Consider the following 22,137-nt stretch of genomic DNA (forward strand, 5'->3'; position numbering starts at 1 on the left):
CTCGCGGTCCGGCGTCAGTTGAGCGGGCCGCCGGCGACGTACAGGACCTGGCCGGAGACGAAGCCGGCCTCCTCGCCCGTGAAGAAGGCGACGGCGTTGGCGATGTCCTCCGGGACGCCCACCCGCTGGACGGGGATCATCGCGGCGGCGCCCTTCTTGAAGTCCTCGAAGTCCACGCCCACCCGGTCGGAGGTGGCCTTGGTCATCTCGGTGGCGATGAAGCCGGGGGCGACGGCGTTGGCGGTGACACCGAACTTGCCGAGCTCCTTGGCGAGGGTCTTGGTGAAGCCCTGCAGACCGGCCTTGGCGGCGGAGTAGTTGACCTGGCCGCGGTTGCCGAGCGCCGAGGACGACGACAGGTTGACGATCCGGCCGAACTTGGCGTCGACCATGTACTTCTGGCAGGCGCGGGCCATCAGGAAGGCGCCCTTGAGGTGCACGTTCATGACGGTGTCCCAGTCGAGGGCGCTCATCTTGAACAGCAGGTTGTCGCGGAGCACGCCCGCGTTGTTGACCAGGATGGTCGGCGCGCCGAGCTCCTCGGCGATCCGGGCCACGGCCGCCTCGACCTGCGCCTCGTCGGACACGTCGCAGCCGACACCGATCGCCTTGCCGCCGGCGGCGGTGATCTGCTCGACGACGTCCTTGCAGTTGGCCTCGTCCAGGTCGATGACCGCGACGGCACGGCCCTCGGCGGCCAGCCGGACGGCGGTGGCGGCGCCGATGCCGCGCGCGCCACCGGTGACTACCGCGACTCGCTGCTCAGTGGTGGACATGGGTGCTTCTCCTCGCCCTCGGAAAGCCTGAACGCTTTCGGTGATGCTGCGGTCCCGCCGCTGCTCGAACAATACGCCGATCGGTGAGCGACCGCTTAGTACCCTCGACAGGACGTGACGCTAGAAGCCCGGGCACCCGCTGTCAACGGGCCACCGCGCGATGTGATCCACCTGACCGGACCGAGGGGTCCCGGCCTTGCTCCCGTCGGCGGAACTACCGGACGAGCAGCTCGAGGAGCCGGTCCGCCTCGGCCGCCGGATCGGCCGTCAGGCCGGTGTGCACGGGGCCGGGCTGCAGCACGGTGGAGCGGGGCGCGACCAGCCACCGGAAGCGCTTGCCGGCGTCGTCCTCGGCCGCCGGTCCGGCCGCCTCGCCGCCGGCGCAGACCGCCTCCACGGCGCGCAGCGCGGCCCGTACGGCGGTGGTGTCGGCGTGCGGGTCGAGGGCGAGCAGCCGGGCCTCGTCCAGATGGGTCCGGGCGGCGACGAACCGCTCGCCGCGGCAGTAGAGCAGCACGCCGACGTTGACGCACTCCCCGCGCTCCACCCGGGGCACGGCCCGCAGCAGCGCGTACTCGTAGACCTGGCGGTCACGGGTCCGGCGGTCGACGACGTTGCGGGTGAAGACCTGCCGATCGGCGTCGTGCCGTTCCTGCCGTTCGGCGTCGCGGTTCACTTCAGTCCCTCGATGCGTTCGTGGATGACGGCGGCGCGCGCCAGCAGCGGGCGAGCGTAGGCGCGGCGGAGGTCGTCGGGCGTGGCGAAGCCGGGCTCGTCGGCCAGCCAGGCGTCGGGGATCTCCGCCGTGACCTCGGCGAGGAGTTCCTCGGTCACCAGGGGGGCCAGCTCGGCGGCGGCCGCGGCGACGTCGGGGGCGAAGCGGGCGAGCGTGTGGTCGGCCGCGTTGTAGGGGCGTGCCGCGGAGGCCTCGGCGCCGGGCCAGTTGTGGTGCCAGATCATCGTGGCGCCGTTGTCGATGATCCAGAGCTCACCCTGGTGCACGAGCAGGTTCGGGTTGCGCCAGGACCGGTCGACGTTGTTGACCACGGCGTCGAACCAGACGATCCGCCCGGCCTCCTCCGGCGTCACCTCGAAGGCCGACGGGTCGAAGCCGGTGGCGCCGCTGAGGAACTCCATACCGAGGTTGGACCCGCCGCTGCCGCGCAGCAGTTCCTGCACCTCGCGGTCCGGCTCGCCGAGCCCCAGCGCCGGGTCGAGGTCCACGACGACCAGCCGGGGCATCCGGAGCCCGAGCCGCCGGGCCAGCTCGCCGCAGACCACCTCGGCGGTCAGCGTCTTGGGGCCCTGCCCGGCGGAGCGGAACTTCAGGACGTACAGGCCGAGGTCGTCCGCCTCGACCAGCCCGGGCATGGACCCGCCCTCACGCAGCGGCGTGACGAAGCGGAGGGCGGCGACTTCGCTGAGCATCGGCCCAGGCTATACGGTGCGCCTCCCCGCACTCCCCCCAGCCCGATCCGCCCCCGAGGCCCCTCCCCCACGCGCGACGGCGCCGCGGTCAGTCGGGCGGCCCCAGCGGCACGCACCACTCCAGTCGCGTGCCGCCCTCCTCGGGCGTGGTCATCTCCATCGTGCCGCCCAGCTGCTGGGCGCGTTCGGACATGTTCCGCACGCCGCTGCGGCGGCCCCCCTCGGGCATGCCGACCCCGTCGTCGGTGACCGTGAGCCGCACGACGCGGCCGTCGGTCTCCAGCGACACGTCGGCGCGCCCGGCCCGCGCGTGCCGGGCGACGTTGGTCAGCGCCTCGGAGAGCACGGCGATCACCTGGTCGGCGGTCCGCTGCGGAACGTGGGTGTCCACCAGCCCCTGCACCCGCACCCCCGGCGCGAATCCGAGGACCGGTGCCGCCTCCCCGGCCACCCGCACCACCCGTGCCCGCAGACCGGACGGCGTCCCGCCTGACTGCGAGCGCAGGCCGAAGATGGTCGACCGGATGATCTTGATGGTCTCGTCCAGGTCGTCGACGGCCCGCACCACCCGGTCGGCGGCCTGCGGGTGCTCGATGAACCGTCCGGCGCTCTGCAGGGTCATCCCGGTGGCGAACAGCCGCTGGATGGCGAGGTCGTGCAGGTCGCGGGCGATCCGGTCGCGGTCCTGGAGCACGGCCATCCGTTCGGCGTCGTGCCGCCGCTCGGCCAGTTCCATGGCGATGGCGGCCTGCGCGGCGAAGGCCTGTAGCGGCTCGATCTCCGTCTCGGTGAAGACCGGTTCCTCCGCCTCGCGGACCAGCATCACCACGCCCCGCACCCCGGTGTCGCCGGTGCCGAGGGGGAGGGCGACGGCGGGCCCGAGTCCGGCGACCCGGGACGGCGAGGTGGCGAGCCGCTCGTCGTGGGCCACGTCGTCGCTGGTCACCGGGGCGGCCGTGGAGAAGGCGGTGCCGATCAGGCCCGTGCCGGAGACCGTCTCGGCTCCGTCGAACCGCACGGTGCCGGTATCGGTGCCGGCGCGGCTGCCGCTGCCGCCACCCGTGGCGAGTTCCACCCGCAGGCTCTCGCCCGCGTCGTCGGGCACGGCGACCACGGCGCGGGTGGCGCCGGTGATCTCGCGGGCCCGGTCGGCCACCACCCGCAGCACCTCGGCCCGGCCGGCGCCGGACATCAGGCTGTGCGTGACCTCCGCGTTGGCCCGCAGCCACCGCTCCCGCAGCCGGGACTCCTCGTACAGCCGGGCGTTGTCGATGGCGACGCCGGCCGCGACGGCGAGCGTCGAGAGCACCGACTCGTCGTCCTCGTCGAACTGGGCCCCGCCGCGCTTCTCCGTCAGGTAGAGGTTGCCGAAGACCTGGTCCCGCACCCGGATGGGCACGCCCAGGAAGCTGTCCATCGGCGGATGCCCCGGCGGCAGCCCGAAGGACGCGGCGTGCTCGGACAGCTTGGTCAGCCGCAGCGGCTCCGGGCGGCGGATGAGCTCGCCGAGGATGCCGTGCCCCTCCGGGTAGGGGCCGATCCTGGCGGCCTCCTCCTCGCCGACCCCCACGGTGTGGAAGGCGGACAGCCGCCGCCCGTCCGTCCCGATCACCCCGAGGGCCGCGTACCGGGCGTCGACCAGGACCGCGGCGGCCTCCACGATGCCGCGGAGGGCCTGCTGCAGGTCCAGTTCCCGGCCGACCGACAGCACCGCCTCCAGGAGGCTGTGCACCCGGTCCCGGGTGCCCCGGGCCGCCTCCAGCCGGGCCTGCACCTCCTGGAGCAGTTCGTCCAGGTGGAGCTGGGGCAGCCGCACCCGCGGCGGCTCGTGGAATTCCTCGGTGCTGCCCACCGTCGGCCTCTCAGTACTGCTCGCGGGCCGACCGGTCCTGGACCTGGTGGGCGATGACCGCGGCCTGGATGCGGCGTTCGACGCCCAGTTTGGCCAGCAGCCGCGAGATGTGGTTCTTGACGGTCTTCTCGGCGAGGTAGAGCCGCTGCCCGATCTGCCGGTTGGTCAGGCCCTCCCCGACCAGCGCGAGGATCTCGCGTTCGCGGTCGGTCAGCCCCGGCAGCGGGTCGGGCTCGGGCTCCGGGGTGGCGCCGGCCCTCAGCCGGGCCATCAGCTTGGCGGTGGCGCTGGGGTCCAGCAGCGACTTGCCCTGGGCGACCACGCGCACCGCGGAGATCAGGTCGGATCCCTGGATCTGCTTGAGCACGTACCCGGCGGCCCCGGCCATGATCGAGTCCAGCAGGGCCTCCTCGTCGTCGAACGAGGTCAGCATCAGGCACGCCAGGCCGGGCATCCGCGAGCGCAGTTCGCGGCAGACGGTCACGCCGTCGCCGTCCGGCAGCCGCACGTCGAGCACGGCGACGTCGGGGCGCAGCGCGGGCACCCGGACCAGGGCCTGCTCGACGGTGCCGGCCTCCCCCACCACCGTGATGTCCGGCTCGTCGTCCAGCAGGTCGCGTACGCCTCGCCGTACCACTTCGTGATCGTCCAGCAGAAAGACCCTGACCGGGCTCTCGGTGCCGGCACGCCCGGTCTCCGCCATCGTTCTCCTTCTCGCAGGTCCGCCGCCGTGGTGCGACGCCGCTCCGCCGGCCGGCCCCCCGTGCCCGAGCATTCCTGGGCCCGGCTCCGGCGGACAGGGCCGGTCGGCCCTCCTGTCCCGGCCGGTCGGCCCCGGTTTCCGGGCAGGGCCGGTGGGCTTCCGGTTTTCGGGCAGGGTCGGTGGGCCCCGCTTCCAGGGGCGGCCGGTCGGCTTCGGTTACAGGATCGCCCATGACCGGACAGGTCAGGCGCCCAGGTCCGCGTCGTGCGGGGCGTGGCCGCCGACGACCTCACGCCCCGTGACCAGTTCCGGCCGGATCCGCAGGAACACCTCCTGCCGTGCGGGGACGGCCACCCAGGAGCGCGGCCCGGTGGTGGCCAGGCGCCGGTGCTCCTTTGGGTCGGTCACCACCTCGGCCGCCCCGGTGACGACCACGCTCCAGCCCGTGCGGGCGGCCCGGTCGACCTCGTCGGCCTCGAAGGCGACCACGGTCCCGTCGACCGCGCGGGCCAGTTCGGAGGCCGCCGAGGTCCGCAGCACCACCGCGCCGTCGTGGTCCAGGCAGAAGTTGACCGGCAGCACGGCGGGCAGGGCCTGGCGGGTGTGGACGATCCGCCCGATGGCGGCGGTCGCCAGCAGGCGCAGGCTCTCCCGCCGGTCGAGCTCGCGGAATCCGTCGTTGCGGTACATGTCGTTGCGGTACATGTCGTTGCGGTACATGCGGTCCTCTCCGCGACCGGTCAGTCGTGCGCGACGACGGCGACCGGGGCGGTCGCGTGGTGCAGCACCGCGTGGGCGACGGGCCCGATGTGCGTGCCGAGCGGGCTGCGCCGGATCCTGCGGCCGAGGACGACCAGGGAGGCGCCCGCCGCCGCGTCCAGCAGGTGGTCGACGACGCCGCCGGTGCGCGAGACCTCGACCACCTCCACGGACGGGTACTTCTCCCGCCAGGGGAGCAGCGTCTCGGTCAGCAGCGCGGCCATGTCGCGCGCGTACTGCTCGTACAGGTCGGCCGCTGCGGCGACGGCGTGGACGGTGTACGGCGGCAGCGCCCAGCTCCGCACGACGTGGAGGGGAGCGCCGCGGCGGGCGGCCTCCTCGAAGGCGAAGGCGGTGACGTCGTCGCCCGCCCGCTCGGTGTCCAGCCCCAGCACGACGGGCCCGAACCGGCGGCCCGCGCCCTCCCCGGTCCCCGGCAGGTACTCGTCGGCGGCGTTCTCCCCCGCCCGCACCAGGACGACGGGCGTGCGGCTGCGGGCGACCACGGACAGGCCCACCGAGCCGACCAGGAACCCGCCCAGCCGGCCGAGCCCGCGGGACCCGAGCACCAGCAGCTCGGCCCCGGCGGCGGCCTCGGGGAGGGCTTCGGCCGGCCGGCCGGCGATCAGCTCCTCCAGCACCTCCAGGCCGGGGTGGCGCGCGGTCGTCTCCTCGGCGGCCGCGCGCAGCACCTTGCCGCTCCAGTGCTCCAGGGTCGTGGTGTCGGAGGCGGTCGTCGCGGCGAGGGTGTCGGGCAGCGGTTCCCACACCTTGACGAGCTTCAGCGGGAGGCCGCGGAGTCCGGCCTCGCGGGCGGCCCAGTCGGCGGCGGCGCGGCTCGCCGGGGAGCCGTCGATCGCGGCGACGATGGTGCGGGTCATGGTGGCCTCCTGTGTCGGCGTCTGCCCCCAGCCTTCCGGCCGCGGCCCGTGAAGTCCGGGGGCCTCAGGCCCCGCGGGCAGGGCCGACCGGCCCCCTCGGCGGTCGTGACCTTGGCGTCTTGTCCCCGGCCGAGGCACGGTGAGAGTGTGCGGTCGACGACGGGGCCCGAGAGAGGGAGCAGATGACAGCGACGCAGCGGCGGGGCCGGAAGATCATGATGACCGCGGAGGAACTGGACGCGTTCCTCTCCACGGAACGCACCTGCCGTGTGGCCACGGTCTCCCCGGACGGCGCCCCGCACGTCTCCGCGCTGTGGTTCGTCTGGGACGGCGTCTCCCTGTGGCTCTACTCCCTGACCCGCAGCCGCCGTTGGGCGGATCTGCGCAAGGACCCGCGGGTGGCCGTGGTGGTGGACTCCGGAGCCGAGTACGGCGACCTGCGCGGCGCGGAGCTGTCCGGCACGGCGGAGTTCGTCGGCGAGATCCCCCGCACCGGCGAGCCGTGTCCCGAACTCGAGCCGGTCGAGGCGTCGTTCGCCCGGAAGTACTTCGGTCTGGAGGCCCTGCCCCACGACCACCGGCACGCCTGGGTCCGTCTCACCCCCGACGCGGTCGCCTCCTGGGACTTCCGCAAGATCCCGCGGGGCTGACGGGCCGGCCGCCCGGCGGGCCGGGACCGCGCCCTCACGCGCCGCCGCCCCCGCCCCGCGCGCGCAGCGCCGCGACCACCGCGCCGATCGCGGGCCGCCGGTTCGCGTCCTCGCGCCACACCGCGTAGACGAGGCGGGACACCCGCGGCCGCAGCGGCACCGTGACCACGCCGGCCGGGACCGGGTCCCGGCCCAGCGCCGGCATCACGCAGACCCCCAGACCGGCGGCCACCAGGGCGAGTTGGGTGTGCGTCTCGGGCGCCCGGTGGGCGATGTCCGGCTCGACGCCGCGGGCCCGGAGGGTGGCGAGCAGCCACTCGTGGCAGAACTCCCCGGCGCCCCAGGTGATCCACTCCTCACCGGCCAGTTCGGCGAGGTCGATCTCGGCCGCGCCCGCGAGCCGGTGCGCGGCCGGGAGCGCCGCGTCGGCGGGATCGTCCAGCAGCGAGGCCGTGCGCAGGCCCTCGGGAACGGCCAGCGGCCGGTCGTGCCAGTCGAGCACCACCGCCAGGTCGTGGTCGCCGCGGGCCACCCCCAGCACGGCCGCCCCGGGGTCCACCTCCCGGGACCGCACCCGCAGGCCGGGGTGGGCGTCCCGCAGCGCCGCCAGCGCCCCGGGCAGCAGGCCCCGCGCGGCGGTCGGGAACGCCGCCACCCGCAGGTCGCCCGCCACGGTCCCGCGCCGCGCCTCGAGCTCCGCCCGCGCCCGCTCGGCCTGGGCCAGGATCCGCGCCGCGTGCCCCGCCAGCAGCCGCCCGGCGTCGGTGAGCCGCACGCCCCGGCCGTGCCGGGCGAGCAGCCGCTCCCCTGCCTCCCGTTCCAGCTTGGACAGTTGCTGCGAGACGGCGGAAGTCGTCACGTGCAGCGCCTCGGCGGCCCCGCCGACGGACCCGTGGCGCGCCAGCGCGTCCAGGACCCGCAGGCGTTCGAGGTTCATCATGGCGGCGATGCTACGAGGGACCGCGCCTCTGGACGGCGCCCGCACGCGGCCGGGGGGCCTGGACCGCGGGGACGGCTCGCGCGCGCGGGACCGCCAACCGCCGACGCCGGCGGAACCGTCGGCAGCGCCCACGCGCACGAACCCCGGGGACCGCCCACGCGCGCACGCGCGGGACCGCGGGAACCGCCCGCGCACGAACCCGCGGGAACCGCCCACGCGCGCGGGACCGCCGGCCGCCGGCGCAGGCGGAACCCCCGGCGCGCGGCCGGCCCCTCGGACGTACCGCCTCAGACGTACCGCCGCGCCGGCCCCGCGTCCAGCACCCGGGCCAGCGCCTCGGCCGGCTGAGCCACCTCGCCCTCCTCCAGCTCCGACACGGTGATCCGGATCCCCGGCCCGGCACCCGTTCCGGCGCCTGTCCCCGCGCCCGTCCGGAACCGCGCCCCGGGTGCCACCGCCCACCCGGCCTGCAGCATCCCGGCCACCGCACCGGTCTCGTCGGGCACCGGGACCCAGACGTTCATCCCGCTGCGTCCGTGCGCCCGCACGCCCCGCCGCCCGAGTTCCGCGATCAGCGCCCGGCGCCGCCGCCCGTAGGACTCCGCGACGGCGGCCCGGTCCACGGCCCCGCCCGTCCACAGCTGCACCACCGCCCGCTGCGTCAGCCGGCTCACCCATCCGGGCCCGAGCCGCTGCCGCCCCCTCACCCGGTCGACGGTGACCGGGTCCCCGGTGAGCACCGCGAGGCGCAGGTCGGGGCCGTACGTCTTGGCCACGGAGCGCACGAACGCCCAGGAGCGGGTGACCCCGGCCAGCGGGTGCAGCGGCAGGTCGACCATGCCGTGCCCGTGGTCGTCCTCGATCAGCAGCGTGTCGGGGTGCCGCCGGAGCAGCGCCCGCAGTTCCTCGGCGCGTTCCGCGCCCACCGCCGCTCCGGTGGGGTTCTGCGCCCTGCCGGTCACGACCACCGCCCGGGCCCCGTCCGCCAGCGCGCGCCGCAGGTCCTCCGGCAGCGGCCCCTCGTCGTCGACGCCGACGGGCGCCACCCGCAGCCCGAGCGCCGGGACCAGGTCGAGGACGCTCCGCCAGCCGGGGTCCTCCACGGCGACCGCGTCACCGGGCCTCAGGTGGGCGGCCAGGACCCGTTCGATGCTGTCGAGCGCGCCGGAGGTCACGGTGAGCGGCCCGTCGGGCACCGCGTCTCCGTCCAGCTCCGCGCGGGCGATCCGCACCAGGTCGGGGTCGAGCGGATCGTCCCCGTAGAGCACCGGCGCCCGGTCCGCGCGGGCCGTCGCCGCCGCGAAGGCGGGGGCCAGCGGCGGCAGGAGCGCCGGATCGGGGTTGCCGCGGGAGAGGTCCCGGGCGCCGGGCGGCACCCGCATCTGAATCGCCTCGCGGCCCGTGGTGGCCGGCCGGGGCCGCACCCGGCTGCCCTTGCGGCCCGCCGTCTCGATCACCCCGCGTTCGCGCAGCGTCCGGTACGCGGACGCCACGGTATTCGGATTGACTCCCAACTCTTGCGCCAACTCCCGCATGGGCGGCAGTTGTTGGCCCGGTTCGAGCCTTCCCTCACTCACCGCCCGCTCCACGTCGGCGGCAATCTCCATGGCGCGACGGCCTGCGATCCGATAATCTCCTAGCACAAACCACATTATGCACTAGTGCAATGGAGAACGCCATGCAGGGGGCGCAGTACACGCCGACCGACCGCACCGTCCCGACCCGTTCGCCGAACCGCGCCTCCTACGACCGGGAGGTGGTGCACGCGATCCTCGACGAGGGCTGGGTCTGCCACCTGGGGTTCGTCCGCGACGGCGCGCCGGTGGTGCTGCCCACCATCTACGCGCGGGTCGGCGAACGCCTGTACCTGCACGGCTCGACCGGCTCCCGCCCGATGCGGATGGCGGGCGCGGGCACCGAGGAGGAGCCGGGCCTGCCGGTGTGCGTGACGGTCACCCACGTCGACGGGGTGGTGCTGGCCCGCTCGGCGTTCCACCACTCGGTCAACTACCGCTCGGTGGTGGTGCACGGGACGGCCCACCAGGTCACCGACCCCGAGGAGCGCCGCGCGGCGCTGGACGCCCTGGTCGACCACGTGGTCCCGGGCCGTTCGCGCGCGTCGCGTCCGGCGAACAGGAAGGAGCTGGCCGCCACGGCGGTGGTGCGGCTGGACCTCACCGAGGTCTCCGCGAAGATCCGCACCGGCGGCGTCAACGACGAGCCGGAGGACCTGGAACTCCCGCACTGGGCGGGCGTCCTGCCCCTCCGCAAGGGCTACGAGGCGCCGCTCCCGGACGCCCAGCTCCCTCCCGGCACCGAGGTCCCGCCGCACATCGCGGCCGTCCTGGGATGAGCCGAGCCCGCCGCGGAGGATCCGGCACCCCTCCACGGCGGGCCCTCCCGCCTCCACCCCGTGCACCCTGCCCAGGCCCAGGCAAGCTGCCCCGGCCCAGGCGGGCTGCCGGGCGTGTCGCCTAGTCGTCCTGCCGTCCGCCGGCCCGCGCCAGCGGTTCGGCGGCGGCCGCGACCGTCCCGCCGCCACCGGCCACCGGCTCCGGGGCCGCCGGGGCGGGCGCCGAGGACTGGGCGACCAGCGCGCCGACGAGCACCAGCGCGCCGCCGGCGATCTGCACCGCCCCCAGCTGCTCCCCGAGCAGCACCCACGCCGCCACCGCGGCCACCACGGCCTCCACGCAGGCGACCACGCCCGCGACGGCCGGCGACAGCCGCCGCACCGACACCACGCCGGTCACGTACGCCAGGACCGTCGCGACCAGCACGATCCACAGCAGCAGCGCCCAGGCCGGCACCCCGCTCCCGTCCATGTCGACGGACCGCGTCAGCACCGCCCGGTCGATGTTCCACGGCCGGGCCACCACCGTCATCGTCAGGCAGCCGACCAGCAGGCCGAAGGAGATCATCCCGAGCGGATCGGGCGCCTGCTTCCCGGCGCCGGAGCCGTGGTCGGCGAGGACGAAGTAGGCGACCTGGCAGCAGGCGGCGCCGAACGCCAGCAGCAGCCCGACGGCGTCGAAGCCGAGGCCGGACCAGATCTCCACCACGCAGGCCAGGCCCGCCACCGCCAGCACGACGCCCAGCGCGGCCGCGCGCCCGACCGGCCGGCGCTGCACGAACCGCACCCAGCCCAGCACCAGGGCGGGCGCCAGGTACTCCACCAGCATGGCCACGCCGACCGGGATCCGGGAGATGGAGGCGAAGTAGCAGGCCTGGACGCCCGCCACCGCGAACATCCCGAACCCGAGGAGCATCAGCGGCCGTTGCCGCACCAGCCCGCGGTGCCGCCAGGCCACCGGGAGCAGCACCAGCGCCGCGCCCGTGATCCTCAGCCAGGCCACCTCGAGCGGGTCGAGGCCCGCCTCGATCAGCGGCTTGGCCGCCACACCCGATCCACCGAACGCCACCGCGGAGAGGGCGGCGAGAGCGAGTCCCGCACCCTTCCCGGAACGCACCACACCGATCCCAGAGTCACGCACGTGCACATGATGACAGCAGCCGACAGGACCGTCACTCCAGGTGGGTGCTGTCTCATCCTCCGGACCGGCCGCGTCCCGCGTCCCGGTCCACCGAAGGGCGATTGGCCTTGTCCGTGCCGCCACCGGGGCCGTTACCGTCCTTGCCATGCGTATCCGACTCGTCGACGCCTTCACCGACCGACCGTTCGCCGGCAACCCGGCGGGCGTACTCCTCCTCGACTCCCGTTCCGGCTTCCCCGACGACGCCTGGCTGCAGAACGTGGCCATGGAGATGAACCAGGCCGAGACCGCCTTCCTCCACCCGCTGCCCGACGGCGGCGACGGCGAGGCGGACTGGGCCCTGCGCTGGTTCACCCCCGTCACCGAGGTGAACCTCTGCGGGCACGCGACCCTGGCCGCCGCACACGTCCTGCACGCGACCGGCGCGCACCGGGGGCCGGTCCGGTTCGCCTCGCGCAGCGGTGTCCTGACCGCCGTGCCGTCCGAGGACGGCTGGATCACCCTCGACTTCCCCACCGCCCCGCTGACCCCCGCGAAGGCGCCGGAGGGGCTGGCCGAGGCCCTGGGCGCCGAACCGCTCACCGTCCTGGACACCGGCCCGGACCTGGGCGACCTGCTGGTGGAGGTCGCCGACGAGCGGACCCTGCGCGGCCTCACCCCGGCCTTCGGCGCCCTCGCCCGCTGCTCGGAACGCGGGGTCATCGCCACCTGCCGTCCGGACGACCCCGCCGCTGGGTACGACTTCGTCTCCCGAGGCTTTTTCCCCCGGGTCGGGATCGACGAGGACCCGGTGACCGGCAGCGCCCACACCGCCCTGGCGCCGTTCTGGTCCGGGCGTCTGGGCCCCACCACCCTCACCGGCCTGCAGGCCTCGGCCCGCTCCGGCCTGGTCCGCACCGAGCTGCGCGGCGACCGCACCCTGCTGACCGGGCGCGCGGTCACCGTCGTCGAGGGGGACCTGCTCGCGCCGCCGCGGTGACCGGGCGCGCCACGGTCAGGCGGTGGGCAGCCAGTCCACCCGCCCGGCGAGCAGCGCGTACCCGACGAACGCCCCGACGTCGAGCAGCGTGTGGGCCGCCACCAGCGGCCCCACCCGCCCCCACCGCCGGTACAGCAGCACGAAGACGACGCCCATCACCAGGTTGCCGACGAACCCGCCGATGCCCTGGTAGAGGTGGTAACTGCCGCGCAGCACCGAGCTGGCGGCCAGCGCGGCGACCGGGCTCCAGCCCAGTCCGCCCAGCCGGTGCAGCAGGTACCCGAGCACGATGACCTCCTCGACCACCGCGTTCTGCGCGGCGGACAGGAGCAGCACCGGGAACTTCCACCACACGTCCGGCAACGCCTCGGGAACGACGGTGAGGTTGAACCCGAGGCCGCGCGCCGCGAGGTAGAACGCGATCCCGGCACTGCCGATCACCGCGGCGACGGCGGCGCCTCGCCCGAGGTCCGACCACGGCCGGGTGCGGTCGAAGCCGAGCGTCCGCAGGCTCCCGCCCTCGCGCGTCAGGAAGTGCGCGACCAGCAGCACGGGGACCAGCGCGGAGGCGATCCCGAACAGCTGCCAGGCGAGGTCCAGCCAGGGCCGGCCGGGCGCGGCGGAGGCGTTGAGCGTGGCCGCCTGGTCCTTCAGTCCTCCGGGCCTGGTCAGCGACCCGACGAAACTGATCACCGCCGCCACCGCGCTGGCCCCGAGGGACAGGCCCAGCACCAGCAGCGTCTCGTCCCGCAGCGTCCGCCGCGTCACGATCTCGGACCCCGACCCCGTCACTCACGCCTCCGTCAGCCGCACCACCGGCCCCACAGCTTGCCAGAACCGGACGGCACGACGTCCACCCCGGTCCGCGCGGCACGACGGGCCGGCGGCGCGGCGGCGACGGAACCGCAGCGCGGGAAGGACGGCGCCGACGGGGCCGGCGCGCCGGCCTACCGGGCGTCCGGCAGCCCCGCGGGCCAGGTGTGGACCGGGTCGCCCTGCCACTGCAGCTCCGCGTACCGCCGGGTGGTCGCGGCCAGCGCCTCCTGCCGGGACAGCCCCCGCTCGAGCCCCGTGTGGAAGGCCGCGGCCTGCCAGGAGGCCCCGTTCACCCGCCGTCGGCAGCGCTCCTCGATCACTCCGAGGTACAGCTCCCGGTCGGCCGGCTCGATCCCCCAGGCCTCCAGGCCCGCGTGGGCCAGCGGCAGCAGTTCGTCGAGCACCAGCGTGACCGCCTCCACCTGCTGCGTGCCGCCGAGCCGCCCGCGCCGGGGCCACTCCAGCCGCGCGTCGATCCCGTAGCGGCAGGCCGCCTCGAAGTTGGCCGCCGCCGCCTCGAACGGCAGCCGCGTCCACACCGGCCGCGCCTCCTCGGCCAGCGCCCGCACCAGGCCGTAGTAGAAGGCCGCGTTGGCCACCACGTCGATCACCGTGGGCCCGGCCGGCAGCACCCGGTTCTCGACCCGCAGGTGCGCCGCCCCGTCGGCCACGTCGTACACCGGCCGGTTCCAGCGGTAGACCGTGCCGTTGTGCAGGACCATCTCGGCCAGCTTGGGCGTGCCCCCGGCGTCGAGCACCTCCATCGGGTCCTCGTCGTCCATGATCGGCAGCAGCGCCGGGAAGTAGGTGAGGTTCTCCTCGAACAGGTCGACCACCGAGGACACCCACTGCTCGCCGAACCAGGTCCGCGGCCGCACGCCCTGCGCCTGGAGCTCCGGCGGCCGGGTGTCGGTCGACTGCTGGAACAGCGGCGGCCGCGACTCCCGCCACAGCTCCTTCCCGAAGAGGAACGGCGAGTTGGCGCCGATCGCGATCTGCGCCGCCGAGACCGCCTGCGCCGCGTTCCACACGTCCGGGAACCGCTCCGGCGTCACCTGCAGGTGCAGCTGCACCGAGGTGCAGGCGGCTTCCGGGGTGATCGACCGCGCGGTGGTGGTGAGCCGTTCGACCCCGTCGATCTCCAGCGTGAAGTCCTCGCCCCGCGCCGAGACGATCTGGTCGTTCAGCAGGGTGTAACGGTCGACGTCGGAAATGTTCGCGGAGATCAGGTCGTCCCGCTCGAGCGTCGGCAGGATGCCGATCATCACGATGCCGGCGTCGACCTCCCCGGCCTTTCGGTGGGCATATGACAATGACGTCCGCAGCTCCTCGGCGAGCTGATCGAATACCCGCCCGCCGAGCCGGTGCGGTTCGATGTTGACCTCGAGGTTGAACATCGCGAGTTCGGTCTGGAAATCACGGCTCGCGATCCGCTCGAGCACTTCCGCATTCATCATTCGCGGCATGCCGTCGGACCCTGCGAGATTCAGCTCGACCTCCAGTCCCATGAGATTCTTCGGGCGGTCGAACTGCCTCTCCTTCAGCAACCTCTCGAGACCCGCCAGGCACCGCTGGAGCTTGTCCCGGTAGCGCTGGCGATCGGACAGGTCGAACGACCCTGCCTCGAGCTTCTCACCCATCGCTGCGTCCTCCTCGGATGGGTCGGCCGCCTCTGCGGCCGGTGTCCGTGTGTCTGTCGCCCGGGTCCCTCGTCCGGTCCGCAACTGATGATGCCCGCCCTGGACGATCGATAACGTCCCCATGAGGACCGGCCGACCGTTAGGCTGACCTCCAGCGCCATTCGGCACATTCGTTCGGCATGACCCGCAAGGCGGTTCACCGGGCTTCGGAGCCCCGGCATTACGGCGGTGAAAACCGGCCGACCCCGCCGCGGACGTCCCCCGAGGTCACTCCCGGGAAGCCCTCGCAGAACCGGGATGGAACACCGCGAAATTTCGGCGCGAACAAAACTTGCCGTTCACATGGAAAACAGCTAGCCGAAACACCGCGTGAACACGCCTCGTATAAACTGCGCAAACGAGGCGGAGAAGCGCGTGCGCCCACGACCGTGTGTCCCGTCACCCCGGTGACGAATCGGGCCGGACCCGGCCCGAGTGGTCCGACCGGTCCGGCGCGGCTCTCCGACCCCCCTCGAGCTGGCAGCAGACAGCGCCCGTCCCACCACCGCCCGCGCGCCACCGTGCCTGTCGAAAGAGAGGCGACCCACCATGCCGCTGCACGTCCCTCCGGCACCTCCCGCCGCCCTGCGCACCGTTCTGGCGGCCCTCGGCACCCCTGCCGCGATCCGTGATCCGCGCACGCCCTCCCTGCGCACCGCCCAGGGACCGCTCAACCCCGAACTCCCCCTGCCGGTCCACGTGCTGGACCGGATCACGGCGGAAGGGGTGCCCGTCGTCCGGCTGGCCGGCTGGCGTTTCCTCATCCGTTCCGGCGACCACGCGGTGGCCGCCGCCGACACCCTGCAGACCTCGGACGGCTGGGCCTTCTCGCACTTCTTCGAAGGCCCGTACGTCACGTCGACCGAGCACGCCCTGCGCCAGGCCGAGGAGGCTCCGCATCCCTACCAGCCGCGGCTGCTCTCCGTCCCCGGCCTGTACATGCTGACCCTCTGGCTGCACGCCGACGTCACGGCGGACGCCGCCGCCGGTGTGCCGGAGGCGCTGGACCTGCTGATCCCGCTGGCGCCGGCACCGCCGGGCATCGCCAGTCACCGCCCGCACCGGGTCGCGGAACTGCTGCCGCTGCTCACCCGCAGAAGCGGCCCGGCGGGCCCGCCGCCCGCACTGCGCCCGGCGGCCTGACCGGCGCCGTCGTCCCACCGCCCCTACCTGTCCCACCCCCGCCCCCGCGGCTCGCCGCCGCGGGGGCGCGGCACGTCCTGGTCCGAACGGGCCAGGACCGAACCACCCGGAAAGATCTGCCGAGTTGTCCCGAACCGCCCGCCCGGGTGACGCGTCCTGAACCGTTGAGGGGGCGTACCGCGAAAACCCTGCGGAGCGGCTCCCGCGAGCGCGAGACTTGTCCGCACGAGGTCACCACGGGGGGCTGCGATGTACAGCCGTGACACGAAAGCCGAAGCGACGACCACAGAACGAGAGAACCCGACCATGTGCCAGCACCAGCCGCCGTGCCCGACAGCCGACTCCCCCGACCGGGAATCCGCCCGCCTCGTGGCGCACCACCCCGAGCAGGGCTGGAGCCTCCTGTGCAACGGGGTCGTGCTGTTCGAGGACACCGGGGAGATCCTCCCCGACGGCCGCGTCATCGCTCCGCACAGGTTCGCCACCGCGGTCTGAGGCGACGTCCCGGCGCGGGGCCTTGCGGCACGCGGCCGCCCGGCGCCGGGAAAGCCGGAGGGCCGGCGACGGCGCGAGGGCGCTGTCACCGGCCCCGTCCCCCGCGCGACGCGTGTCGCGCGGGGCGGCCGACGCTCGTCGGTCAGTCCTCGTAGGCGTCCAGCGGCGGGCAGGAGCAGACCAGGTTCCGGTCGCCGAAGGCCTGGTCGATGCGGCGCACCGGCGGCCAGTACTTGTCCGGCATCGACACGCCGCCGGGGAAGACCGCGGTCTCCCGGTCGTAGGCGTGCGTCCACTCGCCGGCCAGCGTGCCCGCGGTGTGCGGGGCGTTGCGCAGCGGGTTGTCGTCGGCCGGCCAGGCGCCGGAGCCGACCTTCTCGATCTCCGCGCGGATGGCGATCATCGCCTCGACGAACCGGTCCAGCTCCGCCAGGTCCTCGGACTCGGTCGGCTCGATCATCAGCGTGCCGGCGACCGGGAAGGACATGGTCGGGGCGTGGAAGCCGTAGTCGATGAGGCGCTTCGCCACGTCGTCGACGCTCACGCCCGTCGCCTTGGTCAGCGGGCGCAGGTCGATGATGCACTCGTGCGCGACCAGACCGCCCGGGCCGGTGTACAGCACCGGGTAGTACGGCTCCAGCCGCTTGGCGACGTAGTTGGCCGCCAGGACGGCGACCTGGGTGGCGCGCCTGAGGCCCTCGCCGCCCATCAGCCGGACGTACGCCCAGGAGATCGGCAGGATCCCCGCCGAGCCGAACGGCGCCGCGGAGATCGGACCGACGCCGGTCTCCGGACCGGCGGCCGGCTGCAGCGGGTGGTTCGGCAGGTACGGGGCGAGGTGGGAACGCACGGCCACCGGGCCGACGCCCGGACCGCCGCCGCCGTGCGGGATGCAGAAGGTCTTGTGCAGGTTGAGGTGGGAGACGTCGCCGCCGAAGTGGCCCGGCTTGGCGAGGCCCACCAGCGCGTTGAGGTTGGCCCCGTCCACGTACACCTGGCCGCCGGCCTCGTGGACCTGCGCGCAGATGTCGGCGACGTGCTCCTCGAAGACACCGTGGGTCGACGGGTAGGTGATCATCAGCACCGCGAGCTCGTCCCGGTGCTTCTCGATCTTCGCCCGCAGGTCCTCGACGTCGATCTCGCCGTTCCCGGCGGTCTTCACGACGACGACCTTCATGCCCGCCATGACGGCGCTGGCCGCGTTGGTGCCGTGCGCGGAGGAGGGGATGAGGCAGACGGTGCGGTCCAGGTCGCCGTTGGCGCGGTGGTAGCCGCGGACCGCGAGCAGACCGGCCAGCTCGCCCTGGGAGCCGGCGTTGGGCTGCAGGGAGACCTTGTCGTAGCCGGTGACCTCGGCGAGGCGGTCCTCGAGCTCGTGGATGAGCGACAGGTAGCCCCCGGCCTGCTCGGCCGGCGCGAACGGGTGCAGCGCGCCGAACTCGGGCCAGGTGACCGGCTCCATCTCGGTGGTCGCGTTGAGCTTCATGGTGCAGGAGCCCAGCGGGATCATGCCGCGGTCGAGCGCGTAGTCCCGGTCGGCGAGGCGGCGCAGGTAGCGCAGCATGGCCGTCTCGGAGCGGTGCTGGTGGAACACCGGGTGGGTGAGGTAGGCGTCGGTGCGCAGCAGGCCGGCGGGCAGGCCGTCCTCGGCCGTGCCGTCCAGCGCCTCGACGTCACCCTCGACACCGAAGGCGGCCCAGACCTTCTCCAGCTGGGGGCGGCCGGTGATCTCGTCGCAGGCGGCGGAGACGTGGTCGGCGTCGACCAGCCGCAGGTTGACGCCCCGCTCACGGGCTGCGGCGACCACCTCGGCGGCCCGGCCCTCGACGCGCGCGGTGACGGTGTCGAACCAGGCCTCGTTGACGATCTCGACCCCGCCGGCCTTCAGGCCCGCGGCGAGGAGGTCGGCGTACCGGTGGACGCGCTCGGCGATGCCCTTGAGCCCGTCGGGGCCGTGGTAGACGGCGTACATGCCGGCCATCACGGCGAGCAGCACCTGCGCGGTGCAGATGTTGCTGGTCGCCTTCTCACGGCGGATGTGCTGCTCGCGGGTCTGCAGCGCCAGGCGGTAGGCCCGGTTGCCGTCGGCGTCCTGCGACACGCCCACCAGGCGGCCGGGCAGGTTGCGGGCGAACTGCTCGCGCACCGCCATGTAGCCGGCGTGCGGACCGCCGAAGCCCATCGGGACGCCGAACCGCTGGGTGGTGCCCACCGCGATGTCCGCGCCGAGCTCGCCGGGCGAGGTCAGCAGGGTCAGGGCGAGCAGGTCGGCGGCGACGGTGACGACCGCGCCGAGCTCGTGCGCCTGGTCGATCACCGGCTTGATGTCCCGCACCGCGCCGGAGGCGCCCGGGTACTGGAGCAGCACGCCGTTGATCTCCCGCCCGGCGACCTCGGCGGGGATGCCCTGCGACAGGTCGGCGACGACGACCTCGACGCCGGTCGGCTCGGCGCGCGTCTCGATGACCGCGACGGTCTGCGGCAGCGCGTCCGCGTCGACCAGGAACAGGCCGTTCTTCTTCTTGCCGACGCGCCGGGAGAGGGCCATCGCCTCGGCGGCCGCGGTGCCCTCGTCCAGCAGGGAGGCGCCGGAGGTCGGCAGGCCGGTCAGGTCGGCGACCATGGTCTGGAAGTTGAGCAGCGCCTCGAGCCGCCCCTGGGAGATCTCCGGCTGGTACGGCGTGTACGCCGTGTACCAGGCCGGGTTCTCCATCACGTTGCGGAGGATCACCGGCGGCGTGAAGGTGCCGTAGTAGCCCAGGCCGATCATCGTGTCGAGGACCTGGTTGCTGTCGGCGAGCTCCCGCAGTTCGGCGAGCACCTCGGCCTCGCTCCGCGCGCCCGGGAGGTCGAGGGCGTCGGCGTTCTTGATGACGTCGGGGACCGCGGCGGCGGTCAGCTCGTCGAGCGAGCCGTAGCCGACCTGGGCGAGCATCTTCGCCCGGGCGCCCTCGTCGGGGCCGATGTGACGCTGCTCGAAGGGGATGCCCTGCTCGAGGGCGGAGAGCGGGGTGCGAGGGGCGTTCATAGGCGGAGGCCTCCTGGTCTTGCGCGACCTTCGGGGGGCACCACGGCGGTGGGGTGCCCGACGGCCTCCCCCTCTGTCATCACGACCTGAGAGCTTCACCGGCCGCCCGAGGACGTCCGGCTTTCACCGTCGGTGAGAGCGGCGCTGCGACCGGGGTCACGGGCACCGCTCTGCTTTCCAGAGTGACCTCGTCCGCGCGGTACAGGGGCCTGAGAGATTCCGGGGAGGAGTTGCTCCTTCGGCGCCTCCGAAGGCTCTCGGAGGACTCTCCCGCGCGGGGTCGGCAGCCACTGACCAGCCTACCAGCGAGGTACCGGGCCGGACCCTCGAGTGGCCGCCGCCCGCAAAGTGCACTTGGGTGGTGCCGACGGCTGCGCTGCGACAGTGAGCTGCGACCAGAAGGAGGGAACGTGCAGACGGACATCGATCCCCGGAACCTCATAGGCCGCAAGGCGTACGACTGCGACGGCAACCGCATCGGCACGGTCGACGAGGTGTACCTCGACGACGCCAGCGGTTCCCCCGAATGGGCCGCCATCCGGACCGGGCTCTTCGGGCGCGACGTCTTCGTCCCGCTGGAGACCAGCGAGCTGGTGGACGGCGCCCTCCGCGTCCCCTACGGCCGGGCCCACATCAAGGACGCCCCCGGTTACGGCGTCGGCCGCCACCTCTCCCCCGAGCAGGAGCTCACCCTCTACCGCCACTACGGCTTCGACGTCGAACCCCCCGCCCCGCTCCCCGACCGGGACTTCGGCCACCTCCCGGACCCGGAGGACGCCTGACCCCCACCCGCACCACGGCGCTCACGCCGCCGGCCGCTCCGGCCCGGTCGCGCCCGGAGCGGGACCGTGCGGACCGGTGCCGTGCGGCTCGGCGCCGGAAGGCTTCGGCGCCGACGACTCGGACGGCCCAGACTCGCGCACCTCACGCCCCCTGCGGTCACGCTCGGTGGGTCCACGCTCCGGCAGGTCGGGCCGGGGCAGTTCGGGCTCCGGCACGTCAGGCTCCGGCACGTCGGGCTCGGGCACGTCGGGCTCGGGCGGCCGCGACGCAGGCGGCCCGGACGCCTCGGGTTCCGCTTCCGGCACCAGCGGCAGCGGATCCGCGGGCTCGAGCTCCGGGTCGTCGACGGCGAAGGTCCGCACCCGCCCGGGCGCCGCCGAGTACGGCGTCTCGAACCGCACCGTGACCCGCCCGAGCCCGCTGCCCTGCACCCACCCGTGCCCGTGCGCCGTGTGCCGCACGTCGTGCCCGGCGGTCCATCTCCGCACCGGGCGTTCGACGGACGGCTCCCGCCCCGGCAGCGACCGGTGCGCCACCTCGGCCCCCTGGGCCACCGCCTCCTCCGCCGCCGGCTCGGCGTGCGCGGCGTCTCGTGCCTCCTGGGCGGCGGCCTGGACCGCCTGCGCGGCCTGAGCCGCCTGGGCGAAGAGGTCCTCCTGCGTGAAGTCGGCGAGCCCGGAGACGCCGACCCCCAGCAGCCGGACCCCGCCCGTCGTGTCGACCCCCTCGAGCAGCCGCGCCGCCGCCTCCTGGACCACCGCCGGGTCGTCGGTGGGACCGCGCAGCGTCTCCGAACGGGTCAGCGTGGAGAAGTCGTACCGCCGCACCTTCAGCTGGATGGTCCGCCCCGAGTGCCCGCCGTCCCGCAGCCGCCGCACACAGCGGTCGGCGAGCCGCTGCACCTCCATCCGGATGCGCAGCCGGTCGTGGATGTCCACGTCGTAGGTGTCCTCCACGGACACCGACTTGGTCTCCCGCTCGGCGACCACCGGCCGCTCGTCGTGCGCCAGCGCCATCGCGTGCAGGGCCTGCCCGTGCGCCTTGCCCACCAGCCGCACCAGTTCGTCGACGCCCGCCTCGGCCAGCTCCCCCACCGTGGTGATCCCGGCGCGGCGCAGATGGTCCCCGGTGGCGGGCCCCACGCCCGGCAGCGTCCGCACCGGCATCGGCGCGAGCAGTTCCCGTTCGGTGCCCGGGGTGATCAGCACCAGGCCGTCCGGCTTGGCCTCCTCCGAGGCGATCTTGGCCAGCATCTTGGACGCGGCCAGCCCCACCGATCCGGTGAGTCCGGTGGCCGCGCGGATGTCCTCGCGCAGCCGCTCACCGGCGTGCCGCGCGGAGGCCGTGTCCCAGGCGACCCCGCCGGCCTCCAGGTCCACGAAGGCCTCGTCGAGACTGAGCGGCTCCACGAGCGGCGACAGGGCACGCAGCAGCGCCATCACGCGGTCGCTGATCGAGCGGTAGAGCGAGAACCGCGGCGCGAGGTAGGCGGCGTTCGGCGCCAGTCTCCGGGCCTGGGCCATGGGCATCGCCGATCGGACCCCGAAGACGCGCGCCTCGTAGGAGGCGGTGGCCACCACTCCGCGCGGACCGAGGCCCCCGACCACCACCGCCTTGCCGCGCAGGCTCGGCTTGGACGCCTGCTCCGCGGAGGCGAAGAAGGCGTCCATGTCGAGGTGGAGAATCGTCGGCGCGGACCTCACACCACCGATGGTGCCGCACGGCACCGAC

20 protein-coding genes and 1 riboswitch are annotated in these 22,137 nt (G+C 74.3%); of the genes, 6 read left to right on the forward strand and 14 right to left on the reverse strand.

Translation table 11 applies throughout. The features are described from left to right. Window positions 1–14 precede the first annotated feature (14 nt). The 7 genes from fabG to ACWD3O_RS13895 all read right to left on the reverse strand — a co-directional run bounded on the left by fabG (window position 15) and on the right by ACWD3O_RS13895 (window position 6,399). Window positions 15–776 (reverse strand): 3-oxoacyl-ACP reductase FabG, encoded by a 762-nt coding sequence (gene fabG, locus ACWD3O_RS13865; RefSeq protein ID WP_356139081.1) that lies wholly within the window; start codon window positions 774–776, stop codon window positions 15–17. A gap of 214 nt (window positions 777–990) precedes the next feature. Beyond that, window positions 991–1,344, reverse strand: a complete 354-nt coding sequence (locus ACWD3O_RS13870; RefSeq protein ID WP_451414040.1) for a DUF3037 domain-containing protein — start codon at window positions 1,342–1,344, stop codon at window positions 991–993. A 104-nt stretch (window positions 1,345–1,448) separates the two neighbouring features. After that, on the reverse strand, window positions 1,449–2,204 hold the full coding sequence (locus ACWD3O_RS13875) for a HipA family kinase (protein ID WP_451414035.1): 756 nt from the start codon (window positions 2,202–2,204) through the stop codon (window positions 1,449–1,451). A gap of 88 nt (window positions 2,205–2,292) precedes the next feature. Further along, window positions 2,293–4,056, reverse strand: a complete 1,764-nt coding sequence (locus ACWD3O_RS13880) for a GAF domain-containing protein (protein ID WP_451415995.1) — start codon at window positions 4,054–4,056, stop codon at window positions 2,293–2,295. A 10-nt stretch (window positions 4,057–4,066) separates the two neighbouring features. Then, window positions 4,067–4,759, reverse strand: coding sequence for a response regulator (locus ACWD3O_RS13885; RefSeq protein ID WP_451414033.1), 693 nt, complete (start codon window positions 4,757–4,759; stop codon window positions 4,067–4,069). Window positions 4,760–5,002: 243 nt separating this feature from the next. After that, complete coding sequence (locus ACWD3O_RS13890; RefSeq protein ID WP_451416017.1) at window positions 5,003–5,449, reverse strand: pyridoxamine 5'-phosphate oxidase family protein; 447 nt, start codon at window positions 5,447–5,449, stop codon at window positions 5,003–5,005. A 50-nt stretch (window positions 5,450–5,499) separates the two neighbouring features. Continuing rightward, on the reverse strand, window positions 5,500–6,399 hold the full coding sequence (locus ACWD3O_RS13895) for a universal stress protein (protein ID WP_451415996.1): 900 nt from the start codon (window positions 6,397–6,399) through the stop codon (window positions 5,500–5,502). A 182-nt stretch (window positions 6,400–6,581) separates the two neighbouring features. Here ACWD3O_RS13895 and ACWD3O_RS13900 point away from each other — a divergent pair, with 182 nt between their 5' ends. Beyond that, complete coding sequence (locus tag ACWD3O_RS13900) at window positions 6,582–7,049, forward strand: pyridoxamine 5'-phosphate oxidase family protein (protein ID WP_451414031.1); 468 nt, start codon at window positions 6,582–6,584, stop codon at window positions 7,047–7,049. A 34-nt stretch (window positions 7,050–7,083) separates the two neighbouring features. Here the strand turns inward: ACWD3O_RS13900 and ACWD3O_RS13905 are convergent, their stop codons facing one another. Both ACWD3O_RS13905 and ACWD3O_RS13910 read right to left on the reverse strand, forming a co-directional pair. After that, complete coding sequence (locus ACWD3O_RS13905) at window positions 7,084–7,989, reverse strand: LysR family transcriptional regulator (protein WP_451415997.1); 906 nt, start codon at window positions 7,987–7,989, stop codon at window positions 7,084–7,086. A 287-nt stretch (window positions 7,990–8,276) separates the two neighbouring features. Further along, window positions 8,277–9,632 carry an aminotransferase class I/II-fold pyridoxal phosphate-dependent enzyme gene (locus ACWD3O_RS13910; protein ID WP_451415998.1) on the reverse strand — a complete coding sequence of 452 codons (1,356 nt, stop codon included), beginning with the start codon at window positions 9,630–9,632 and terminating at the stop codon, window positions 8,277–8,279. 23 nt (window positions 9,633–9,655) lie between these two features. Between ACWD3O_RS13910 and ACWD3O_RS13915 the strand changes: the two genes are divergently transcribed. Next, the gene (locus tag ACWD3O_RS13915) at window positions 9,656–10,342 is read left to right on the forward strand and encodes a pyridoxamine 5'-phosphate oxidase family protein (RefSeq protein WP_451415999.1); all 687 of its coding nucleotides are present in this window, start codon (window positions 9,656–9,658) and stop codon (window positions 10,340–10,342) included. A 121-nt stretch (window positions 10,343–10,463) separates the two neighbouring features. Here the strand turns inward: ACWD3O_RS13915 and ACWD3O_RS13920 are convergent, their stop codons facing one another. Next, a complete protein-coding gene (locus ACWD3O_RS13920; RefSeq protein ID WP_451416000.1) occupies window positions 10,464–11,489 on the reverse strand; it encodes an EamA family transporter in 1,026 nt (341 codons plus the stop codon). A 139-nt stretch (window positions 11,490–11,628) separates the two neighbouring features. On the opposite strand from ACWD3O_RS13920, the gene ACWD3O_RS13925 reads away from it, so the two are divergent. Further along, entirely contained in the window at window positions 11,629–12,462 is an 834-nt protein-coding gene (locus tag ACWD3O_RS13925; RefSeq protein ID WP_451416001.1) for a PhzF family phenazine biosynthesis protein, read from the forward strand. Between the two features lie 15 nt (window positions 12,463–12,477). Here ACWD3O_RS13925 and ACWD3O_RS13930 read toward each other — a convergent pair whose 3' ends face one another. Then, the gene (locus ACWD3O_RS13930) at window positions 12,478–13,254 is read right to left on the reverse strand and encodes a CPBP family intramembrane glutamic endopeptidase (RefSeq protein ID WP_451416002.1); all 777 of its coding nucleotides are present in this window, start codon (window positions 13,252–13,254) and stop codon (window positions 12,478–12,480) included. 155 nt (window positions 13,255–13,409) lie between these two features. Continuing rightward, the gene (locus ACWD3O_RS13935) at window positions 13,410–14,918 is read right to left on the reverse strand and encodes a glutamate--cysteine ligase (protein WP_451416003.1); all 1,509 of its coding nucleotides are present in this window, start codon (window positions 14,916–14,918) and stop codon (window positions 13,410–13,412) included. Window positions 14,919–15,506: 588 nt separating this feature from the next. On the opposite strand from ACWD3O_RS13935, the gene ACWD3O_RS13940 reads away from it, so the two are divergent. Then, window positions 15,507–16,100 carry a hypothetical protein gene (locus ACWD3O_RS13940; protein ID WP_451414023.1) on the forward strand — a complete coding sequence of 198 codons (594 nt, stop codon included), beginning with the start codon at window positions 15,507–15,509 and terminating at the stop codon, window positions 16,098–16,100. A gap of 306 nt (window positions 16,101–16,406) precedes the next feature. Beyond that, window positions 16,407–16,595, forward strand: coding sequence for a DUF5999 family protein (locus tag ACWD3O_RS13945; protein WP_166023944.1), 189 nt, complete (start codon window positions 16,407–16,409; stop codon window positions 16,593–16,595). Window positions 16,596–16,737: 142 nt separating this feature from the next. On the opposite strand, the gene gcvP is transcribed toward ACWD3O_RS13945, so the two are convergent. After that, entirely contained in the window at window positions 16,738–19,623 is a 2,886-nt protein-coding gene (gcvP, locus tag ACWD3O_RS13950) for an aminomethyl-transferring glycine dehydrogenase (RefSeq protein ID WP_451416004.1), read from the reverse strand. Window positions 19,624–19,810: 187 nt separating this feature from the next. Next, window positions 19,811–19,906: riboswitch (glycine riboswitch) on the reverse strand. A 127-nt stretch (window positions 19,907–20,033) separates the two neighbouring features. On the opposite strand from gcvP, the gene ACWD3O_RS13955 reads away from it, so the two are divergent. Further along, complete coding sequence (locus ACWD3O_RS13955) at window positions 20,034–20,405, forward strand: PRC-barrel domain-containing protein (protein WP_451416005.1); 372 nt, start codon at window positions 20,034–20,036, stop codon at window positions 20,403–20,405. Window positions 20,406–20,426: 21 nt separating this feature from the next. On the opposite strand, the gene ACWD3O_RS13960 is transcribed toward ACWD3O_RS13955, so the two are convergent. Then, window positions 20,427–22,109: a DNA polymerase IV gene (locus ACWD3O_RS13960; protein WP_451416006.1), complete on the reverse strand. Its 1,683-nt coding sequence runs from the start codon at window positions 22,107–22,109 to the stop codon at window positions 20,427–20,429. Window positions 22,110–22,137 lie beyond the last annotated feature (28 nt).

The sequence above is a fragment of the Streptomyces sp. NPDC002640 genome, assembly GCF_053592575.1.

What these genes read in the sequence shown, in the direction of transcription:
- fabG (WP_356139081.1), bottom strand. Translation starts at nt 776, where the DNA reads ATGTCCACCACTGAGCAGCGAGTCGCGGTAGTCACCGGTGGCGCGCGC.
- ACWD3O_RS13875 (WP_451414035.1), bottom strand. Translation starts at nt 2,204, where the DNA reads ATGCTCAGCGAAGTCGCCGCCCTCCGCTTCGTCACGCCGCTGCGTGAG.
- ACWD3O_RS13885 (WP_451414033.1), bottom strand. Translation starts at nt 4,759, where the DNA reads ATGGCGGAGACCGGGCGTGCCGGCACCGAGAGCCCGGTCAGGGTCTTT.
- ACWD3O_RS13890 (WP_451416017.1), bottom strand. Translation starts at nt 5,449, where the DNA reads ATGTACCGCAACGACGGATTCCGCGAGCTCGACCGGCGGGAGAGCCTG.
- ACWD3O_RS13895 (WP_451415996.1), bottom strand. Translation starts at nt 6,399, where the DNA reads ATGACCCGCACCATCGTCGCCGCGATCGACGGCTCCCCGGCGAGCCGC.
- ACWD3O_RS13900 (WP_451414031.1), top strand. Translation starts at nt 6,582, where the DNA reads ATGACAGCGACGCAGCGGCGGGGCCGGAAGATCATGATGACCGCGGAG.
- ACWD3O_RS13905 (WP_451415997.1), bottom strand. Translation starts at nt 7,989, where the DNA reads ATGATGAACCTCGAACGCCTGCGGGTCCTGGACGCGCTGGCGCGCCAC.
- ACWD3O_RS13915 (WP_451415999.1), top strand. Translation starts at nt 9,656, where the DNA reads ATGGAGAACGCCATGCAGGGGGCGCAGTACACGCCGACCGACCGCACC.
- ACWD3O_RS13925 (WP_451416001.1), top strand. Translation starts at nt 11,629, where the DNA reads ATGCGTATCCGACTCGTCGACGCCTTCACCGACCGACCGTTCGCCGGC.
- ACWD3O_RS13935 (WP_451416003.1), bottom strand. Translation starts at nt 14,918, where the DNA reads ATGGGTGAGAAGCTCGAGGCAGGGTCGTTCGACCTGTCCGATCGCCAG.
- ACWD3O_RS13940 (WP_451414023.1), top strand. Translation starts at nt 15,507, where the DNA reads ATGCCGCTGCACGTCCCTCCGGCACCTCCCGCCGCCCTGCGCACCGTT.
- ACWD3O_RS13945 (WP_166023944.1), top strand. Translation starts at nt 16,407, where the DNA reads ATGTGCCAGCACCAGCCGCCGTGCCCGACAGCCGACTCCCCCGACCGG.
- gcvP (WP_451416004.1), bottom strand. Translation starts at nt 19,623, where the DNA reads ATGAACGCCCCTCGCACCCCGCTCTCCGCCCTCGAGCAGGGCATCCCC.